This window comes from Streptomyces sp. CA-250714 (assembly GCF_050936705.1).
In the GTDB taxonomy this organism is placed as follows: Bacteria; Actinomycetota; Actinomycetes; order Streptomycetales; family Streptomycetaceae; genus Streptomyces.
The window spans coordinates 842862-860465 of record NZ_JBNJMI010000001.1; the positions used below are offsets into that span (position 1 = coordinate 842862).

Here is a 17604-nt window from a genome sequence, read left to right on the forward strand (position 1 = left end):
GGCTCCGCTGCTCCGCGCGGCCGCGTTCAAACGCCGCGACCTCGGTCAGTCGTGGCCGTGGCCACGAACGACAAGCTCGGACGGACACCCCAAGAGCCCTCGTCGCGCACGCGCCGCCCTCCCCGCAGACCCTGTCTCGCGGCATCCCACCTCCTCGTGCACACAGAACGGGACGACAACACCTCCGCCCCTGCAACGAGGACAGAACCCGCACGGTTCACCTGGAGACAGAGACAGTTCAGGCCCCACGCCGGTGACTTGAGTTCCGTCCTCCCCCAATGCCGTCAGCGGAATCCGGTAGACGGGTCGAAGCTCTCGACGAGCAATGAAACAAAGCCGCGAACTCGGAACCTCGAATCCCCCTGGGCCGTTCAGGCCGCAAGGGGCAACCCAGGACTGCTGGGGAGAGCATTTCCCAATCGGGCAGGTAGGTGCACGAGTTGTCGGCGGGCGCTCACGCGCTTGGCCTGTCCCAGCCGGAGACGAATTCCCGACAATACTCACAAAGCAGCAGTCGGTCTGGCCCGCCACCGGCTCCGAAAGCAGCTCGCCACATGGAGCGGCCATGACGTAGGGGCCTCTGCTTCGTCCGGGCGTTCCAGGACAGCAAAGCAGCGGATTGCCCGGATCGGCATGTCCTCCATTTCCGCGCAGGCTGGCGCCCGTCCATGGCGCAAATGACTTGGTCGCCCGGAGCCCATGACGGTCTGAACCGCGCACTGTCCATAGGGCGGGCACGGGCGTTGAGACCCGGCCCAGGACCGGTGTCGACCCCCAGCGCGCGAGCGTGAGTGGGCGGGCCTCGCAGCGCGCCGCCGTCTTCGGGTCAGCCCACTCAGGGGTGTAGGGGCCTTTCCTTTTCGACGCCGTGTGATTGCGGGATTCCTGGGGTCCGCGCCTGCGCGGGCTCCTCACCAGCGACCATATCCCGGCGAGCGCTGCGCATCAGATGGTGGATTCCGCACCGGTGCCCCTGGCGATCTCAGCAACTCCCGGAACCTCACAGCCGCTTCACACGCGAGAACACATTTCAGCACCAGCCCTGGCTCCACACCGCCCCACCACCCCCTACGCACACCGCGCAACCAACGCCTGACCGCCCCCGGCCACCAGGTGAACCGTCCGGGTCCTGTCTCCGTTGCAGGAGCCGTGACGTGCCGCTCCCGCCCACGCGAGGAAGCAACCCCTCATTCCAGTTCACCAGGAGGACACCGTGCCGAATCGCGACGATGGCGTGCTCGCATACGCCTACCTCCGCTGGGTCGGTCAAGCACCCGAACAGCGCGTGGGAACGCTGCCGAACTACGATGTGGTGATTCACGTACCAGGGACACCAGCCTTTCCGCCACAGCCAGTGAACCTCGGAGAAGCACTGCACAGCTTCCTCAACCCCGCCAACCCCGGAGCAGGAGAACAAACGGCAATAGAATTGAGAAATACCAACCTCCCCGTACAGAACCTGGAGGGACTGGGCTGGCACATCCACCCAAGAGTACTCAACCAGGACCAACGCGCCAGATGGATTACTCCCCAAGACGCCCAGGATGCCGCCGGAATCTACCGACTCTCCAATGAAGGACGGACCACAAGAGGATACCTGCCGGCTTTGATCAGCCAAAAAGAGAACGCTAAACGGGCCGGTCGGAATCGCGAGCCGGATTGGTCCGTTACCATCAGGATACGACTGCATCACAACCGGACGGGGAGAACTCTGCTGGGCCCTGCGGCAGCATGGGCGCTGATTGACAATGCAATCCCCGTCCAACGTTCGCGGACGGAAGGCCGTGTGCAAATTCTTCCCACGGTGCTGACGAACACCCAGAAGGCCGCACGCGAAAGGGGCGAGAAATATGGGCGAGATATTCGCGCCATGTACGAGTGGGGCGTAATACCCCGCGAACACGTGCCATCCCACGTTCCTCACGGGAGCGCGGATAACGAGCTTGCGCCGTGGGCGAAACAAACTCTGGGTCGATTGTTCCATCTCGCGGCGGTAACAGGTAAGCACGCCACATCGGAGGAACCGGAAATCGCTGCGCTAAAAGAGAGCGGCAAACTCACTCTGGTGCCCACCAAGTCAGGCAAGAGCTACAAGATCTCCATGGAAAATACCAAGAGTGAGCCTCTCGCCAATATCAGAGCGGCCCTGGCGAAGCTGCCGCCCGCGTTACGGGCCCATGGACCCGATGGCCCGCCGCAGCAGAACCTGCTGGGAGCGGCGGGGTTCGCTCCACAACCCAGCGCCTCGTACCAGCAGCCGCAAGCCCCACACCAGCCCATTCTCCCCCCTCCTCCTGCCCCGACCTGGGCCGGGGCAGCATGGGCGTTTGCCCCACCGGCCGCCGGCGAGCAACACTCCTCGTCCGCAACCCAGTCGGCGATGCCCAGCCTGACGACCCAACAGCAGTCCCAGCAAACGCGAGGCGGGGGGCAGGGGCAACCGGGGCGGAAGTAGACGCGGCAAGCGACGGCTGATCGGCGAAGGCTCCTGCCGGGCCGTGGGCCCCGCGCCATCGTGAAGCGGGCTCGGGCCACCGGTGCCGTGTCGGCTGCGCTGTCTCCCTCACGTAGCGGGAGGTCTGCTTGCCGGGGAGCACGACGGAACCGGGGGTGGGCGGTTCACCGGGTTCACCGGGGCGCGCATCGATTACCAGACGGCAGTCGAAGTCCAAGCGCGTGGCTTCGTCGGTGCTGAGGACGCTTGTCGGCAGGGGGACGTCGGGGCGGAGGTGGGCGGTGCTGAGGAAGCGCAGCCAGACTTCCAGGATCCGGCGCTCCGTTCGGGAGAGCGGCCGGAGAATGACGGCGGCCCAGGCGGCGAGCCGGTCCTGGGGCACGAGGCGCAGCCGGTCGTTCGCGCCGAGGCTGCTGGAGAGACCGCCCAGCGTGCAGTCACATTGTGCGCTTGCGGCGCCGGTCCACGCGCCGGCGATCAAGTCCAGGGGCGCTGGATCCGAGATTCCGCCGATCAGTTGGTGCCGGGCAGCGATGCGGGCCAGGAGGGCGAGAACGGGTGTGGGGGTCGCTGCCCTCCAGGCAGATCAGCAGCGCGGGGCCGGTGAGCCCGGGGTGGGCGTCTTGCCAGAGGGTGGTACGCGGTTCGTACGCCTGGTCCGCTAAGGCGGTGGACCATGGCGTCCGTGGCTGTGCTGCCCAGCATCTCGGCTGCCAACCGGTGCCGGCCGTTTACGCATTGCCCCGAGGCTTGCCAAAGCGTCGTGGACTTGTTGGGTCGGCTGGCTTGCGGGAAGGGGGCGGCGGGCGGATTCGGCGCGCAGGCCGTCCAGGAGGAGGGTGGCTTGGCGGCGCCATCCGTTCGGAGCGGCCTCGCCGGTGGCTCGGGTCGGCAACGCGTTGGCGGCGAGTCCCGTACGGTCGCCGCGGCTGAGGAGTCCTTGCAGAATGTTCTTCATGTGGCGCGGTGGAGGGGCAGATGTTCTCGTTGTTCCTCAGGGTGAGGGTGGCCCGGCCGAAGCCGTGGGAGATCAGTGACGAGCTGTGGGCGGTGATCGAACCGCTCCTGCCCAGGCATGAGCGCCGCTTCCGGTATCCGGGCCGTAAGCGGATCGATGATCGCAAGACGCTGCAGGGCATCTTGTTCGTGCTCTGCACCGGGATCCAGTGGGAGTTCCTGCCGCAGGAGTTGGGTTTCGATTCGGGGCCGACATGCCGGCGGCGGTTGGCCGAGTGGCAGGCAGCCGGCGTGTGGGATGAGCTCCAGCAGGTGCTGCTGGGCCGGTTGCGGGCGGCGGACCGGCTGGATTTCTCCCGCGCCACGATCGATGCGTCGTATGTGCAGGCAAAGCGGGGGCGAAGCCACCCAAAAGTCGGTCCGAGTCCGGTTGACCGTGCGCGGCCGGGCTCGAAGCATCATGTGTGCTGACCGACGCCAAGGGGATTCCGCTGCGAGTCGCGCCGGCCGGTGCCCACCGCAACGATGTGACCCAGCTTCTGCCCTTGGCCGATGGTCTGCCGCCGGTGCGGGGCAAGCGGGGCCGCCCCCGCCGCCAGCCCCGGGCTGTGTATGCCGACCGGGGCTACGACAACGACATCTACCGCCGCAGGCTCCGTGAGCGGAACGTCACCCCGAAGATCGCGCGGCGCGGACAGGCCCACGGCTCCGGGCTGGGCCGCGTCCGCTGGGTCGCCGAATCCGCCACCGCCCATCTCCACGGCCCGCGACGCTTACGTATGTGCTGGGAGTCCCGCGACGACGGACCTGCCGCAGCGGACCGCCTTCCAGGGTCCGTCAGCGGCGTCGCGTACCTGAGCCGCTTGAGCAGGGCACAATCCTCCACACCCGGCACTCGCACGGCTCTGCCGTCCCTCAACGGCGGGGTCCTGGCGGGGGCTTTCCATCCAGTAGCCCCCTTTCCTCGGCCGCGTTGGGCCCGTGGGCCCTGTTCCTGGCTGGGCGCTTCCGGGAGTCTCCTGTCAGTCGCTCGCGCTGGGCGGCAGTTCAGCTCAGACGCAGGGCCGTAGCTGTGGATGACACAGGCCGAGCCGAAGACGGACCAGGAGGAGTTTCCGGTGGCACTCACACAATTTGTCGAGCGGACCGAGGCGCCGTCCTCGCCTACTCAGCCTGTTTCCGTACGGCCCGAGCCCTGGCGACTCCCTGTCGCACCGCCCCGCCTGCTTTCACGGCGTGAGAAGACGAACTGGCCGCGGGTCGGAGTCCTGATGGCCGCGGGAGCCCTGCCGGTATTGGCGATTCCGCTGTACGTTCTCGGCGTTCTGCCGATGAACCTCGCCGCGCTGCTGGTGATTCCCCTGATGGTGGCGAAGGCCGTACTGATCAAGCGGGGATCTCCGGAGGGCCGGTGGGCCGGCCGGGGAATGGTTGCCGGCCTTGTCGCGGTGACCGCCTACGACGGGCTGCGGCTGCCGATGGCTTATCTCACCGACGCCTGGCCCGACTTCATCCCGCGCCTCGGCGGCTGGATCCTGGCAACCGATTCCGGCAACGTGCCGGTCGGATACCTCTGGCGCTACATCGGCGACGGTGGCGGCATCGCGGTGGCCTTCTTCGTCTTCTGCGGTGCCCTGATGAACTACTGGCCCTCCCTGATACGCCGCCGCCCGGTCATCCTGGCTGTCGGTTACGGCGTATTCATCTGGCTCGGGCTGATAGCCACGGTTCTCCTGCTGCCCCGCGGCGAGGAAATGCTGTTCGCCCCCACCGCTTCGATTGTCGTGCTGAGCCTCTTGGGCCACCTCATCTACGGCGCGGTCCTGGGCCTCTTCCTCTCCCGGTTCCTGCGGCACACGGACACGGCCCAGCACGCCGAGGTCACCACCGCCCGGCGCACCCTGCCGACTCAGCCCACCAGCTCGGACCGGCCGACGGTCACCTCCACCACACCCGAGCACAAGTAGGACCCTCATGAGACTCTTCCGGCCGGCCAACGCGCCCCGCACGGCTCTGTGGAGCAATCAGAACGATCGAGAAGGAGACGCAGTCATGGGAAATCACTACACGCGAGTCTGCACCGAGACGGTTTTCGAAATTGTCGAGCCGGACGGAACAGCCCCCGTGGACGTGGAGATGGTGTACGACACCAGGGACCCTTACGCGGTTGCCATGGACCTGGAGATCCGCAACAGTCAGCAGCCGTCGATTTGGGTATTGAGCCGCAGCCTGCTGGCAGAAGGACTGCTGATTCCCGCGGGTCTGGGGAACGTCCAGATCACACCGGCCACACCGGAATTCGTTCTGCTGCAACTGGGAACCGACGCCGAGCAGGCATCTCTGTGGATGCCTCTGCCGGAGATCGAGGAGTTCCTTGAAAGTACCTACGATGTCGTCCCGGTAGGCGAAGAAGAGCTGTGGCTGAAGGTCGACGCCGCCGTGCAGCAAATCCTCGGCGCAGCATGAGGAGGGGGCCCGCAGCTGCCGCTCTCACATGGTGCGGAGCGCGACGCGACGACTTGCTCGGACACTCAGCGGTCGGTCCCCGACTTCCATGCCAGCACAGCCTGGACGCGCGTTTGCACATTGAGCTTCGAGAAGATGCGGTTGATGTGGTTCTTGACCGTCTTCTCCGTAAGGCCCAGAGCGGCAGCCACCTCTCCGTTGGTCTGGCCACCGGCAACCAGGTCCATCACTTGGCTTTCCCGTTGCGACAGGGTGACCCGCACCCCGGCCGTCCCGCCGGGCGGGTCGCCCACCAGATGCAATCGAGGAGCGCGCGCACCGGAAATGTGCTGTGCTCCGGAAGCACGTCTCGGCAGGTTCGGCAGGTTCGGCAGGTTCGGCAGCGTGCCAGTGCTGTTCCGCGCGTATGACGGGGATGGGCTCGATGTCGAAACGATCTTTCCCGCGGAGGATGTGCTCGCGGCGGCAATCTGCACGGCGCGCACGACCTGAAGATCCGACGACTTGTCGTACACAAGGATCTCCGCGGCCCCCTGACGTCGTGCAAGCTGCGCGAAGTTCGCGTCGTGGCGCCTGGAGATCAGGACAACGCCGCTGTACCGGGTGAGGGCAGGCAGATGAGCAAAGCACTGTGCCGGGGTTCGGCCCATATCCACAACGATGACTTTTGGACGGATTTTCGTCACCGAGGCCACCACCTCGGTGAGCGTAGTGGCCTCGGTGACGCGTACTTCGGAGGGTTTGTTCCCGGCCTGGTGCTCAACCATCCAGCGCAGGCCGCGCAGTACGAAGATGTCCGCACTGCTCACGACGACGGTGAAGCCGTGGAAGAGCCCCGCGTCGTCACCGGACTGCGCGTTCGGACCAGGATTGCCTACGCTGCTGACGGTCCGCCGCGTCAAACGCTGCTCGGGGGTTTCAGCAGCCCGCTCGTCCTCCATGTGCGGCGCCTCCTTTCCTTCCACGGCCTGATAGGCCGACTCCGTGGTGGCCCGCAACGAACCCTGTGCACGAACGGTTCACGCCACAGCGCACCCGCGGGGCGGTCGCCCACGTCGAGTCGGTGCGAGCGTGCCGAGCACGGGCCAGGCCGGAGCAGGCGGGAGCAAGCCGGAGCAGGCCGCCCAGGAGAGTTGAAGTGAACCGGCCAACCGCTGGAGGCCACGGTCAGCCGATTACGTCCATGCGCTGTGTGCCGATCACCGACAGCAGCCGCAGCGCCCCCTCCGCCGGGGAGCCCGGATCAGCCGTGTAGATCACGACCCGCTGGTCCCGGTCGGTGATGTCCAAGACATCGCAGTTGAGCGTGACGGGACCGATCAGGGGGTGCCGAAAGGTCTTGCGCGGGGCGGGTTCCACCGACATGTCGTAGGCGACCCACAGCCGGGCGAACTCCGCGCTGCCGGTGACAAGGTCGTTCACCAGCTTGCCCACTTCGGGGTCGTCGGGGTAGCGGGCAGCGGCAGCCCGCAGGTGCCGCGCGGCGGTACGGCCGAAGATCTCCATGCCGGGCGGGCTGTACCACTGCCGCTCCCCCACTCGCGGGTCGAGGAAGGTACGGCGCAGAAAATTGCGTTCGTGCTGAGGCAGGGCGGAGAAGTCTTCCAGGAGGGCGGCCGCCAGGTCGTTGTGGGCGATCACCTCATAGGTCGCGGACAGTACGAGCGCCGCGGCGTGCGGTAGCCGCCGCAGCAGGTCCAGGATGCTCGGGCGCACCTCGCGGGAGGGCCCTGGCGGCGGGCCGGGCGGAGCGCCGGCGAGGTGGTGCAGATGGGCGCGTTCGCTGTCCGACAGCCGTAGGGCACGGGTCAGACCGGCCAGCACCTCGCGGGAAGGGCGCGGGCCGCGGGCCTGCTCCAGCCGCGTGTAGTACTCGGTGGAGATGAACGCCAGCTGCGCCACCTCCTCGCGTCGCAGCCCCGGGGTACGGCGCCTCGGCCCGGCGGGCAGCCCCACGTCCGCGGGGGTGATCCGCTCGCGCCTGCTGCGCAGGAAGCCGGCCAGCTCTCGTCTGTCCATGTCCCCCAGTGTGTACGGGGCCCGCGAAGCCGAGCCAGGTACCGCCGGTGCCTGGATGAGGGTGCGCGGCCAGGCACAGGCTCGTCGGCATGGACAACACACAGACCAACGACACCTCCGCCCCCGCCGCCTCGGGTCTGCTGGCCGGCAAGGTCGCCTTCATCAGCGGAGCCGGCCGCGGCATCGGCGCCGCCGCGGCGCGGCTGTTCGCCCGGGAAGGCGCCCGCGTCCTGCTCGCGGCCCGCACCGAGGAGCAGCTCGAAGCGGTGGCCGAACAGGTCCGGGCGGCGGGCGGCACCGCTCAGTACGCGGTGTGCGACCTGGCCGACGCGACAAGCGTGCGCGCCGCCGTCGACCGTACCGTGGAGGTGTACGGCCGACTCGACGTCGCATTCAACAACGGGGCGCTCGCCACACAGCACCTCGGCCCGATGGACCAGGTGCGGGAGGCGGACTTCGACCAGCAATACAGCGTCAACCTCAGGGGCGTCTGGCTGGCCCTGGCCGCTCAGGTCGCAGCGATCCGGGCGACCGCGGGCACGGGCGCCATCGTCAACACCTCGTCCGTCGGCGGCTGGAGGGGCAACCCCGTACTGCCCGCGTACAGCGCGATGAAGCGAGGTGTACACAGCCTCACCGAGTCGGCCGCCGTCGCCTACGGTGCGGAAGGCATCCGCGTCAACGCCATCGCCCCCGGAACCACGCTGACCGAGATGATGCGTCACTGGGAAGCGGAATCGCCGGGCGTCATCGACCAGCTCAACGCGCACACCCCGCTGCGCCGCGCGGCCCGGCCCGAGGAAGTCGCCGAGGCCGCCGCCTGGCTGCTGAGCGACCGCGCCTCCTACGTCACCGGAGTGGTCCTCTCCGTCGACGGGGGCATGCAGGCCTCATGAGCCGAGGCGAGGCGCCGGCCTTGGGCCCACGTCATGACGGCGGATCTGGACAGGCGCCCGACGGGCCGACAGCAGTGAGCGCTCGCGTCCGCACGCACAGTTCCCGCATCCTGTGGGAGCTGTGCACGCGGACGGACGGGCCGGTGCGCGCCCGCGATGCCAGGTCGCCCGGGCACCGGCGGGGCTTACCTCAGCGTGCGCGCCGCGCCCCGGAGGCGTGCCCAGGAGCGGAAGAGGGTGCGGCCGGGCCGCTATAGCCTGTTCCGGGATGGGGCGCCGACGGCGCGCCGTGGGCGGATGGAGGAGCGAACTGGTGTAGCGCGTCGCTGATTGACGCGTTCTGCTCGTTCCTACCCGGCTGTGGGTGGCTCGGTTCCTGGCCCGTCAGCCACTGCTGGTTGTTTCCCGGCTGGCGGTGGACGTAGGGGGGATCGAACTCCTCCCCGAGCGCCTCGCTGAGCGGCAGGAGCTGCTGACCGCCGCCCGGCTGCCCATACCCCATCTCCGCGTAGCCCGGCTGCGGCTGCCCGGACCCCATCTGCCCATATCCCGGCTGCGGCTGCCCATACCCCACCTCCGCGTAACCCGGCTGCGGTTGCTCGAACTGCCCCTGGCCATGCCCTTCCTGCGGGCCGGAGGCGGGATGGCGGTGGACGGAGGGGGGATCGAACTCCGGCCCGAGCGTCTCCCTCAGCGACGGAATCTGCTGACCGCCACCCGGCTGCCCATACCCCATCTCCGGATAAACCGGTTTTGGCTGCCCATACCCCATCTCCGCATAAACCGGCTGCGGCTGCCCATAACCCGGCTGCGGCTGCCCGAACTGCCCCTGGGCATGCTCTTCCCCCAGACGGTGGGCAGGCTGAGGGGCCTGCCCGCCCTCGGTCAGTCCATACCGCGTGCGAAGCGCGCTCTGCTCCTCGGGACTCAGGCTGTCGAAAGCCTCCGGGACACGTTCCCTTCTGGCCCACCTATCGACGGTTGATTTGGCGACACCGTGGCGCCGTACGACCTCTGCTGTCCCTTCGTCGGTGTGGGCCAGTTCTCGTAGAATGTCCTTAGCTCGATTGATCTGGCTGACAGGAAGACGGTAATTCGGGCCATTGGCCTTCTGACGCCACGCGGTGAGCTTTTGCTGATCCTCTCTGGACAGGTGGTGGAAAGCCCCGGGACGAACTCGACCATTCATCCAATGGCTGAACGTCTCGCCAGTCATGTCGTAAGCTTCTGCGAAGACCGTCATTGACGGCCGGTTCGGGTGATTGAGGTATGCGCTGATAAGGCGTGCGGCATCTTGGTCGTCTTGCACGGGTGGGGGCATGTCTGTGCCTTCCTCCGGGTGTATTCCATTGCGAGGTCCGTCAGCCCAGCCGTCACCTCTCGCGGGGTATGCACAGCTGACATGACGCACTCCACTGCACTCGATGGCTGAAGCCTGACGCAGCCCCAGGACTCCTCCTACGCAGTGCCCCCCGTTCCGGTTCAAATGGGACCGCGGCCCCCGTCGGAGCAGTGAACTGGCAGGCCACAGAACCCGTTGTGCCTTCCACAGCATTGTCTGCGCAACAGGAGGGCGTCATGGCCGGTACCGACCCACGTGGGCAGGCGGACACGGGGAGACCCCCACCTTCCGGCACCGAGGACAACAGGACGGCACGGCGAGCTGACGACTCGTTCCGCGTGGAATCAAGGAACGGAGTCCGCAGCCGCACGGCATGGGACGTCCTGAAGCGGCTGCTGCGGTGGCTCAGGAACAGGTTCACCTCTCCAGTCGCGCAGCCGCCGGCGGAACGCGCCGGCCGGAACACACCCTTGGGGGCACCGCGCGGCCACGAATACGACGGGGCCCGTCCGCACATGGGCGGAGACGCACCCGCGCAGGCGGACACCGAGGTGTCGCGAGGGCTCGGGGACGCGTCCCGGGCGAGAGCGGCAAGCGCGGCCCGACCGTCCCCCGGCGCGGAACAGTCACCCCTGGCGCGGCTCTCGTCACTCGCCAGTCCCGACCCCGGCACCGTTCAGGAACGGGCGGAATCGCCCTCGGAAGGATGGCAACTCTGGGGCGAGCTGAGGAGCCGACCGCTGATAGAAGAGGCCCCAACTCGCCCCCGGTCCCAGGCGGCTGACTTCGAGGGAGCGGACAACCTTGCCCCCGCCGCACCGGCATGGGCTGATGTGCCGGCGGACGCAACCCGAACGAACTCCCAGGAAGCAGCCGCCGAACGTCCGTTGCCGACCGGGCCTCCGAAGATCGAGGAGGTGCCGGGCCTGAGTTCCGTGCCGGACCTGCCGAGCGCTGAGGAAATGTGGAAAGTCGCCCAGGCTGCGAAGGCACGTTGGGAATCCGCGCCGGGGACATCCGACCCCCAGCACGCCACATCATCGAGTCAGTCCCCTCAGCACCTGCTCACCAGCGTCGGCCGGGACCAGCTGCGCGTTCCTGGCCAACAACTGTCGACGACGGACTCGAAACCCGGCCCCTCGGCCTCCGAGCCCGCGCGGGCACCTACTAACAGCCAGAATAACGGCCGACGCCGGCAAACCCGATAGTGGCCCGGAGCCACAAGGGAAGGGCCCCGCGCATCAGGGAGTGAACCGTGCGGGCTTTGTCCCGGAAGGAGATGAAGGCGTTGCCGTAATCATATTTGTCAACGGTGCAACATGGTCGAGCAATGTTTCAGCCGATTCACTTGGAGGATATCGTGCCGAACCCGACCCCCGATGATCTCACGCTCTCACGTGCCTATCTCCTCTGGGTCAACCCACCAGAACCAGGCGAAGACCGCCGGGGAACGCTGCCGGACCGCGATGTGGAGATCACTGTACCGGCCATGTGGCCCTACCCGGAACAGTTGGTGAAGCTCGGAGAAGAACTGCACAGCTTCCTCAACCCCGCCAACCCCGGAGCAGGACCAAAACTAGTAGTAGCACTGGGCACGGGCGACGTCCCGGTGGACGATGTGAAAGGCCTGGGCTGGCACATCCACCCAGGAATTCTGAACGATGATCAACTCGCCAAATGGACGACCCGCAAGGACCTTGAGGACGCCGATGCAATCTCCCGACTTTTCGAGGAGGGACGCGCAACGATAGGGTACCTGCCGAGGAAAGTAACAAAAGAAGCGAACGATAAACGGAAACCGGAGGACCGCGAGCCGGACTGGTCGGTGAGCATCAGGAAGCGACTGATTTCCAGTAGGGATGGTACGTCGCCGCTGGGCCCTGCGGCAGCCTGGGCCCTGGTTGGCAATGACATTCCCCTTCAATATTCACAGAGGATGGCAGGCCGTGTGCAGATCTCCCCCAACGTGCCCCTGGAAAGCGAGAAGGCGGCATACGAACAAGCCGAGGAAAGGGCGCGAAATATTCGCGCCTTGTACGACCGGGGAATTGTACCCCGCAAACACGTACCAAGCCACCATCCTCGCGACCGAGACGAGATGCCGCTGTGGGCGAGGCAAACCCTCACCCGATTGTTCAATCTCGCCAAAGATAGCAGTAGGAACGCCGCATCGATGGAACCGGAAATCGCAGCGCTGAGAGAGTCCGGTGGGTTCGAATTGGAGCCCACTAAGTCGGGCAAGAGCTTCAAGATTTCCTCACAGAATAAGCAGACCTGCGCTATCGGCTATATCATAGCGAATCTGAAACGGCCAGGAGCCGCCGAGCCGCCGACGTCTTCGCACGGCCACGCGCAGCAGCAGAACCCGCTGGGAACGGCGGATTTCGCCCAGCAACCCGGCGTCCCGTACGGGCAACCGCCGGCCCAGCCCTCACTCCAGTCCGGCCCTGAAGTTCCAACCTGGGCCGCAGCGGGCGCATTCGCCCCACCTTCCCCCAGCGGGTACCAACGCCCGTCGTTCACGACCCCGGCAGAACCACTCAACCGGACCTCCGGACGGCCACAGTCCCGGTCAACGCGGGGGCGGAAGTAAAAGCAGCAAGCGACCGCTCGGAACCGAGAACTCCGTCAGCGAAACGGGCCGTCGAGATCCGGATCAGGACCGTGCCGATCCCCGACTCCCACGAGCGCGGACGCACGGGCCGCCCCGCGCAGCCGGATACCGGCTGAACGTCGCGCCGGAACCTCGCCGGACAAGCGGGCGGCATCCGGAGCTCCGGGCATCGGCGGTATCCCCTTCGCCGGCGGGATCACCGCCGGCTGGTGGGGAGGTTGATCTCCGAGCCGAACGTGCCCGGTCGAGAGGATGCGGGCTCGTCGGACCCCCTCTTTCCGAGCCCTCAGTTCACCGGGGCGATCGCGCAACGGGGCCGATCCCACTCGCTGCGGAATCGAGCCCGTGGAGGACCAGGCGAGACAGCTTTGCCCACACCCGGGCCCTCGACCACTCGGCAAAGCCCGGTGAACCGCCGCTCCCCACGGTCCGAACGACGCAAGCCCATCGCGGTCGCGACGATCTCCCCGCTTCACCGGGGGCAAGACCTTCAAGGAGCGACGGCTCTGCGCGGCCATCGCCGATCGCCTTACCTTCTGAGAAACCTCGATCCACCCCGGCACCAAGTCCTGCTGCCTTCGGGCAACCTGCGGCGCACGCGAGACAGGCTGATGGATGACCTGCCCACCATCGGTCCCGGTGCATTCCCCCGCCAACCGCGAGCACGGCGGTGCCCTGGCCCGAACCGATCCCCTGACGCATCGAGGTGAACCGTACCTGGCCGCAGTGCGTTGTCTTCGCCAAAGGTGAGGAAGCCACCTGCAAGAAATCAACGTTCGGGAGACCTCATGCCCTCAGCCATCGGCCCCCTTGATGACCGAATTCAACAACACCTGGACGACTATTCTCAGCATATTCAGCAACTGGTTGAGAATGGGGAGCTGGGTCGCGAGGACTCGCAAGAACTATTGGACAAGTATCAAAAGATCGCCCGTCAAAAGCACGACGACATCGTGGCACTGATTTCGGAGATGGGCATCGACGATGCCATGTTCGAGGCTGGGCAACGCTATGATGCCGACAATTTGCAGGATCCTCACCTCAAGACGCTTCTTGTCCAGTTTCCGGACATGCGGGATCTTATCCTGTCAGGCAAGGATGACATTGTTCGGCACACGGATCGTGGACTGAGCGCACAGGACGCTTTCTACGAGACGGAGATTGTTCGGATCGGCAGAGGTCGCGACCTCAGCTTCCGGCGTGATGTTGAGACGGTGTTTTCCGCCGGACTGTACGAGACCAGGATCGATGCAGTTGTCGCGCTCGACCAGGCCCGAGATAGAGCGTGGAAACGATCGCTGGCGAACCAATCAACCGTCGCATCTCATACCGCAGGCCCCGCCGGATCTGGCCCGACGGGCTCGAATGCGCATGGCCAGCAAGCCGAATTGCCGGATTATTTTTCTGACCGCGGCAGGACGACATCACACCGTGGCAAGTTGCCGTCCCACCGCCCGCATACACCCCGTCGGCCGGCCCACCACCCGCATATACCCCGTCGCAACATTCCTCAGCGCCGTCGGCTGAGTCCACAATCACTGACCGAGCCCACTATGCCGGCGCTGGGCAGAATCAGTCCGGGCAACGGCCCGAGGAACGAACAGGGCTTCGCCGGTCAGCACGGATTCAGTCCCGCAATGATGCTTCGGCGCAGGCCCCCAGCCAAGGAAGCACGCAAAGCAGCAGCACCTCCCGACCACACAGAGGGGATCGGCGCTGAGGATCCAGACGACTTCTCACTGGGATCGATGGGATGCCGGTCGTGGTTTCGATCGTGGAGCGGCTGGTGCCGGACGAGCTGTGGAACTGTTCCAACGGGCGGTCCCGAAAAACGCGTCGCGCCGCGCTACGCATTCTGTCCCCGGCGCAGGAGAGGAAGGCGTTTCCGTCCCTTCACGTGTGCACGACGAGGCGACGGAAAGGCCGGGCATCGGCGACACCATGGACAAGCAAATTCACCAACAGCGCCACATGGTTGAACTATATTTCAGCCGATTCACTTGGAGGATATCGTGCCGAACCCGACCCCCGATGATCTCACGCTCTCACGTGCCTATCTCCTCTGGGTCAACGAACCAGAACCAGGCGAAGACCGCCGGGGAACGCTGCCGGACCGCGATGTGGAGATCATTGTACCGGCCATGTGGCCCTACCCGGAACAGTTGGTGAAGCTCGGAGAAGAACTGCACAGCTTCCTCAACCCCGCCAACCCCGGAGCAGGACCAAAACTAGTAGTAGCACTGGGCACGGGCGACGTCCCCGTGGACGACCTGAAGGACCTGGGCTGGCACATCCACCCAGGAATTCTGAACGATGCTCAACTCGCCAAATGGGTGACCCACGACGACTTCAATGACGCAAAGAGGATTTCCCAACTCTTCGACGAGGGACGCGCAACGATAGGACTCATGCCGAGAAAGCTTCTGGAAAAAAGGAACGATAAACGGAAACCGGAGGACCGCGAGCCGGACTGGTCGATACAGATCAGAAGGCGACTGGATCATAATCGAGAAGGGAGAACCGCACTGGGCCCTGCGGCAGCCTGGGCTCTGATTGACAACGATATCACCGTTCAACATTCGAAATGGCCAGGCGCTGTGCAAATCTCTCCCGACGTGCCCCGGGAAGGCGAGAAGGCCGCACTTGAAAGAGCGGAGGAACACGGGCGAAACATTCGTGCCTTGTACGACCAGGGGATAATACCCCCCGGCTACGTGCCGACTGGCCCTCCACGCGCAGGGGAACGGTTGCCGGAGTGGGCGAGGCGTACCTTGGAACGATTGGCCAATCTGGCAAATCCAGCAGGCAAGTCCGGCGCTTCGCAGAAGGCGGAAATCGATGCACTGCGAGAATCCGGGAAGCTCAATCTGGAGCCTACCAAGTCAGGTAAGGCCCTGAGGGTTTCCATGGAGAACAGAAAGACATACTCTACCCCCGCGATCATAGCGCGACTGAATGGACAGCCAGTCGAAAAGCAGGCACCTCCCGGCACGCAGTACCAGCAACCGCGAGCCCTGCCCTCACTCCAGCCCCGTCCCGAAGTTCCGACCTGGGCCGGAGCGGGCGCATTCGCCCCACCATCCGCCGGCGGACACCAGCCCCCGTCGTCCACGACCCCGGCGATGCCGCCCAGCGGGGCACCCGATCAGCGGTCCCAGCACACGCGGCAGGTGCGGAAAAAGTAACGGAGCTGCAATCGTGCGGCCAGGCAACACCCGTGGCGCGGACAAGGCGGCGTTCCCCACCGGCCGGGAATTCCTCGGCGTCCCCCTGCGGCGGGCATTTGCCGCCACGTGAACCCGTACGGGGTCTGTCCCCGTTTGCAGGAGACGAAGGTGTTGCCGTCCATTTCCGTGCGCGAGGGGGACGTCGCCACGGCCACCTTTCGGCCGACCAGGAGTGACCGCCAGGCCGACAGGCCAACCTCTCGTTCCAATTCACTTGGAGGATATCGTGCCGAACCCGACCCCCGATGACCTCACGCTCTCACGCGCCTATCTCCTCTGGGTCAACCCACCAGAACCAGCCGAAGACCGCTGGGGAACGCTGCCGGATCGTGATGTGGAGATCACTGTACCGGCCATGTGGCCCTACCCGGAACAGTTGGTGAAGCTCGGAGAAGAACTGCACAGCTTCCTCAACCCCGCCAACCCCGGAGCAGGACCAAAACTAGTAGTAGCACTGGGCACGGGCGACGTCCCGGTGGACGATGTGAAAGGCCTGGGCTGGCACATCCACCCAGGAATTCTGAACGATGATCAACTCGCCAAATGGGCGACCCCCGACGACCGCAAGAACGCCGACATGATCTACCAGCTCTTCGAAGAGGGACGCGCAATAACAGGGCACCTGCCGGCCAAGATACTGAAAGACAAGAATGAAAAGCGGAAACATCGTGAGCCGGACTGGTCATTGGAGATCAGGAGGCGAATGTATTTCAATAAAGTGGGGGAGGGTGATGAGAAAGGTTTTCTGGGTCCTGCCGCAGCATGGGCACTGATTGACAATGATATCCCCGTCGTCCGAGATTCGCGACGGGAAGGTCTTGTGCAAATCTCTCCCGCCGTGCCTCTGGAGAGCGAGAAAGCCGCACGCGAAAGAGGCGAGGAACACGGGCGGAATATTCGCGCCTTTTACGACTGGAGGATAGTACCCCGCGGATACACACCATCCAGCAATACCCGCTCCAAGGACAACCTGCCGGCGTGGGCAAAGCAAACCGTGAATCGCTTGGCCGATCTCGCAAAGACAGGAAGTCAGTCCGCCGCATCGACGGCCCCGGAAATCGCTGCACTGGAAGAGGCCGGTGGACTCACTCTGGTGCCCAACGAGTCACACACCGGCTTCAGGGTTTCCACGAAAAGCAGGAAGACATGGCCTATCACCGCTATCATTGATGCCGTGAACCGGCTACCAACCGAGTTGCGGGAGTTCGGGCCCGGTAGCGCACAGCAGCAGAACCAGCTGGGAGGGGCGCAGTCCGCCCGGCAACCCGGCGCCTCGTACGGCCAGCCGGGAGCCCAGCACACACTTCCACCCCAGCCCCGTCCCGAAGTTCCGACCTGGGCCGGAGCGGGCGCATTCGCCCCACCGTCCGCCGGCGGACATCAGCCCCCGTCGTCCACGACCCCGGCGATGCCGCCCGGCGGGGCACCCGTCCCGCGGCCCCAGTCGAGGCAGGGGCCGAAGTAAGCCGCCATTTCGTTTGGCGAGTCCGCGGTGACATATCGGGGTCGACCCGATGGCAGTGAAGGCGAGCCGGCGAGGACCAGGTGCGCCGACGAAGTTGAACCGCTCGGCTTCCGTTCCCGTTCCAGGAGTCGTCGGGCCAGTACGACCCGCGACGCGCGAAACG

The 17604-nt window shown here is 65.8% G+C and carries 11 protein-coding genes and 1 pseudogene; 9 read left to right on the forward strand and 3 right to left on the reverse strand.

Annotated features, from left to right (window positions below; genetic code table 11):
* Nucleotides 1–1213 precede the first annotated feature (1213 nt).
* The 4 genes and pseudogenes from ACQEU8_RS03880 (at nt 1214) to ACQEU8_RS03895 (ending at nt 5878) form a co-directional block, all read left to right on the forward strand.
* Entirely contained in the window at nt 1214–2455 is a 1242-nt protein-coding gene (locus ACQEU8_RS03880; protein ID WP_433096796.1) for a hypothetical protein, read from the forward strand.
* 978 nt (nt 2456–3433) lie between these two features.
* Nucleotides 3434–4215 (forward strand): annotated as a pseudogene (locus tag ACQEU8_RS03885) (IS5 family transposase); the annotation flags it as partial.
* Nucleotides 4216–4683: 468 nt separating this feature from the next.
* Nucleotides 4684–5379 (forward strand): hypothetical protein, encoded by a 696-nt coding sequence (locus ACQEU8_RS03890; protein ID WP_433096798.1) that lies wholly within the window; start codon nt 4684–4686, stop codon nt 5377–5379.
* Nucleotides 5380–5464: 85 nt separating this feature from the next.
* On the forward strand, nt 5465–5878 hold the full coding sequence (locus tag ACQEU8_RS03895; RefSeq protein WP_433096800.1) for an SsgA family sporulation/cell division regulator: 414 nt from the start codon (nt 5465–5467) through the stop codon (nt 5876–5878).
* 65 nt (nt 5879–5943) lie between these two features.
* On the opposite strand, the gene ACQEU8_RS03900 is transcribed toward ACQEU8_RS03895, so the two are convergent.
* Nucleotides 5944–6819 (reverse strand): response regulator transcription factor, encoded by an 876-nt coding sequence (locus ACQEU8_RS03900; protein ID WP_433096802.1) that lies wholly within the window; start codon nt 6817–6819, stop codon nt 5944–5946.
* A 226-nt stretch (nt 6820–7045) separates the two neighbouring features.
* Nucleotides 7046–7897 (reverse strand): helix-turn-helix transcriptional regulator, encoded by an 852-nt coding sequence (locus ACQEU8_RS03905; RefSeq protein WP_433096804.1) that lies wholly within the window; start codon nt 7895–7897, stop codon nt 7046–7048.
* Nucleotides 7898–7986: 89 nt separating this feature from the next.
* On the opposite strand from ACQEU8_RS03905, the gene ACQEU8_RS03910 reads away from it, so the two are divergent.
* Nucleotides 7987–8793, forward strand: a complete 807-nt coding sequence (locus ACQEU8_RS03910; protein ID WP_433096806.1) for an SDR family NAD(P)-dependent oxidoreductase — start codon at nt 7987–7989, stop codon at nt 8791–8793.
* Nucleotides 8794–8983: 190 nt separating this feature from the next.
* Here the strand turns inward: ACQEU8_RS03910 and ACQEU8_RS03915 are convergent, their stop codons facing one another.
* Nucleotides 8984–10102, reverse strand: coding sequence for a hypothetical protein (locus ACQEU8_RS03915; RefSeq protein WP_433096808.1), 1119 nt, complete (start codon nt 10100–10102; stop codon nt 8984–8986).
* A gap of 1363 nt (nt 10103–11465) precedes the next feature.
* On the opposite strand from ACQEU8_RS03915, the gene ACQEU8_RS03920 reads away from it, so the two are divergent.
* The 4 genes from ACQEU8_RS03920 (at nt 11466) to ACQEU8_RS03935 (ending at nt 17441) form a co-directional block, all read left to right on the forward strand.
* Entirely contained in the window at nt 11466–12728 is a 1263-nt protein-coding gene (locus ACQEU8_RS03920; RefSeq protein WP_433096810.1) for a hypothetical protein, read from the forward strand.
* 809 nt (nt 12729–13537) lie between these two features.
* Complete coding sequence (locus tag ACQEU8_RS03925; RefSeq protein WP_433096812.1) at nt 13538–14728, forward strand: hypothetical protein; 1191 nt, start codon at nt 13538–13540, stop codon at nt 14726–14728.
* A 33-nt stretch (nt 14729–14761) separates the two neighbouring features.
* Entirely contained in the window at nt 14762–15934 is a 1173-nt protein-coding gene (locus ACQEU8_RS03930) for a hypothetical protein (protein WP_433096814.1), read from the forward strand.
* Nucleotides 15935–16202: 268 nt separating this feature from the next.
* The gene (locus ACQEU8_RS03935; protein ID WP_433096816.1) at nt 16203–17441 is read left to right on the forward strand and encodes a hypothetical protein; all 1239 of its coding nucleotides are present in this window, start codon (nt 16203–16205) and stop codon (nt 17439–17441) included.
* The last annotated feature ends 163 nt before the right edge of the window (nt 17442–17604 follow it).

Coding starts and splice junctions, on each gene's coding strand:
- ACQEU8_RS03895 (WP_433096800.1), top strand. CDS start 5,465: ATGGGAAATCACTACACGCGAGTCTGCACCGAGACGGTTTTCGAAATT.
- ACQEU8_RS03905 (WP_433096804.1), bottom strand. CDS start 7,897: ATGGACAGACGAGAGCTGGCCGGCTTCCTGCGCAGCAGGCGCGAGCGG.
- ACQEU8_RS03925 (WP_433096812.1), top strand. CDS start 13,538: ATGCCCTCAGCCATCGGCCCCCTTGATGACCGAATTCAACAACACCTG.
- ACQEU8_RS03890 (WP_433096798.1), top strand. CDS start 4,684: ATGGCCGCGGGAGCCCTGCCGGTATTGGCGATTCCGCTGTACGTTCTC.
- ACQEU8_RS03900 (WP_433096802.1), bottom strand. CDS start 6,819: ATGGAGGACGAGCGGGCTGCTGAAACCCCCGAGCAGCGTTTGACGCGG.
- ACQEU8_RS03910 (WP_433096806.1), top strand. CDS start 7,987: ATGGACAACACACAGACCAACGACACCTCCGCCCCCGCCGCCTCGGGT.
- ACQEU8_RS03920 (WP_433096810.1), top strand. CDS start 11,466: ATGTTTCAGCCGATTCACTTGGAGGATATCGTGCCGAACCCGACCCCC.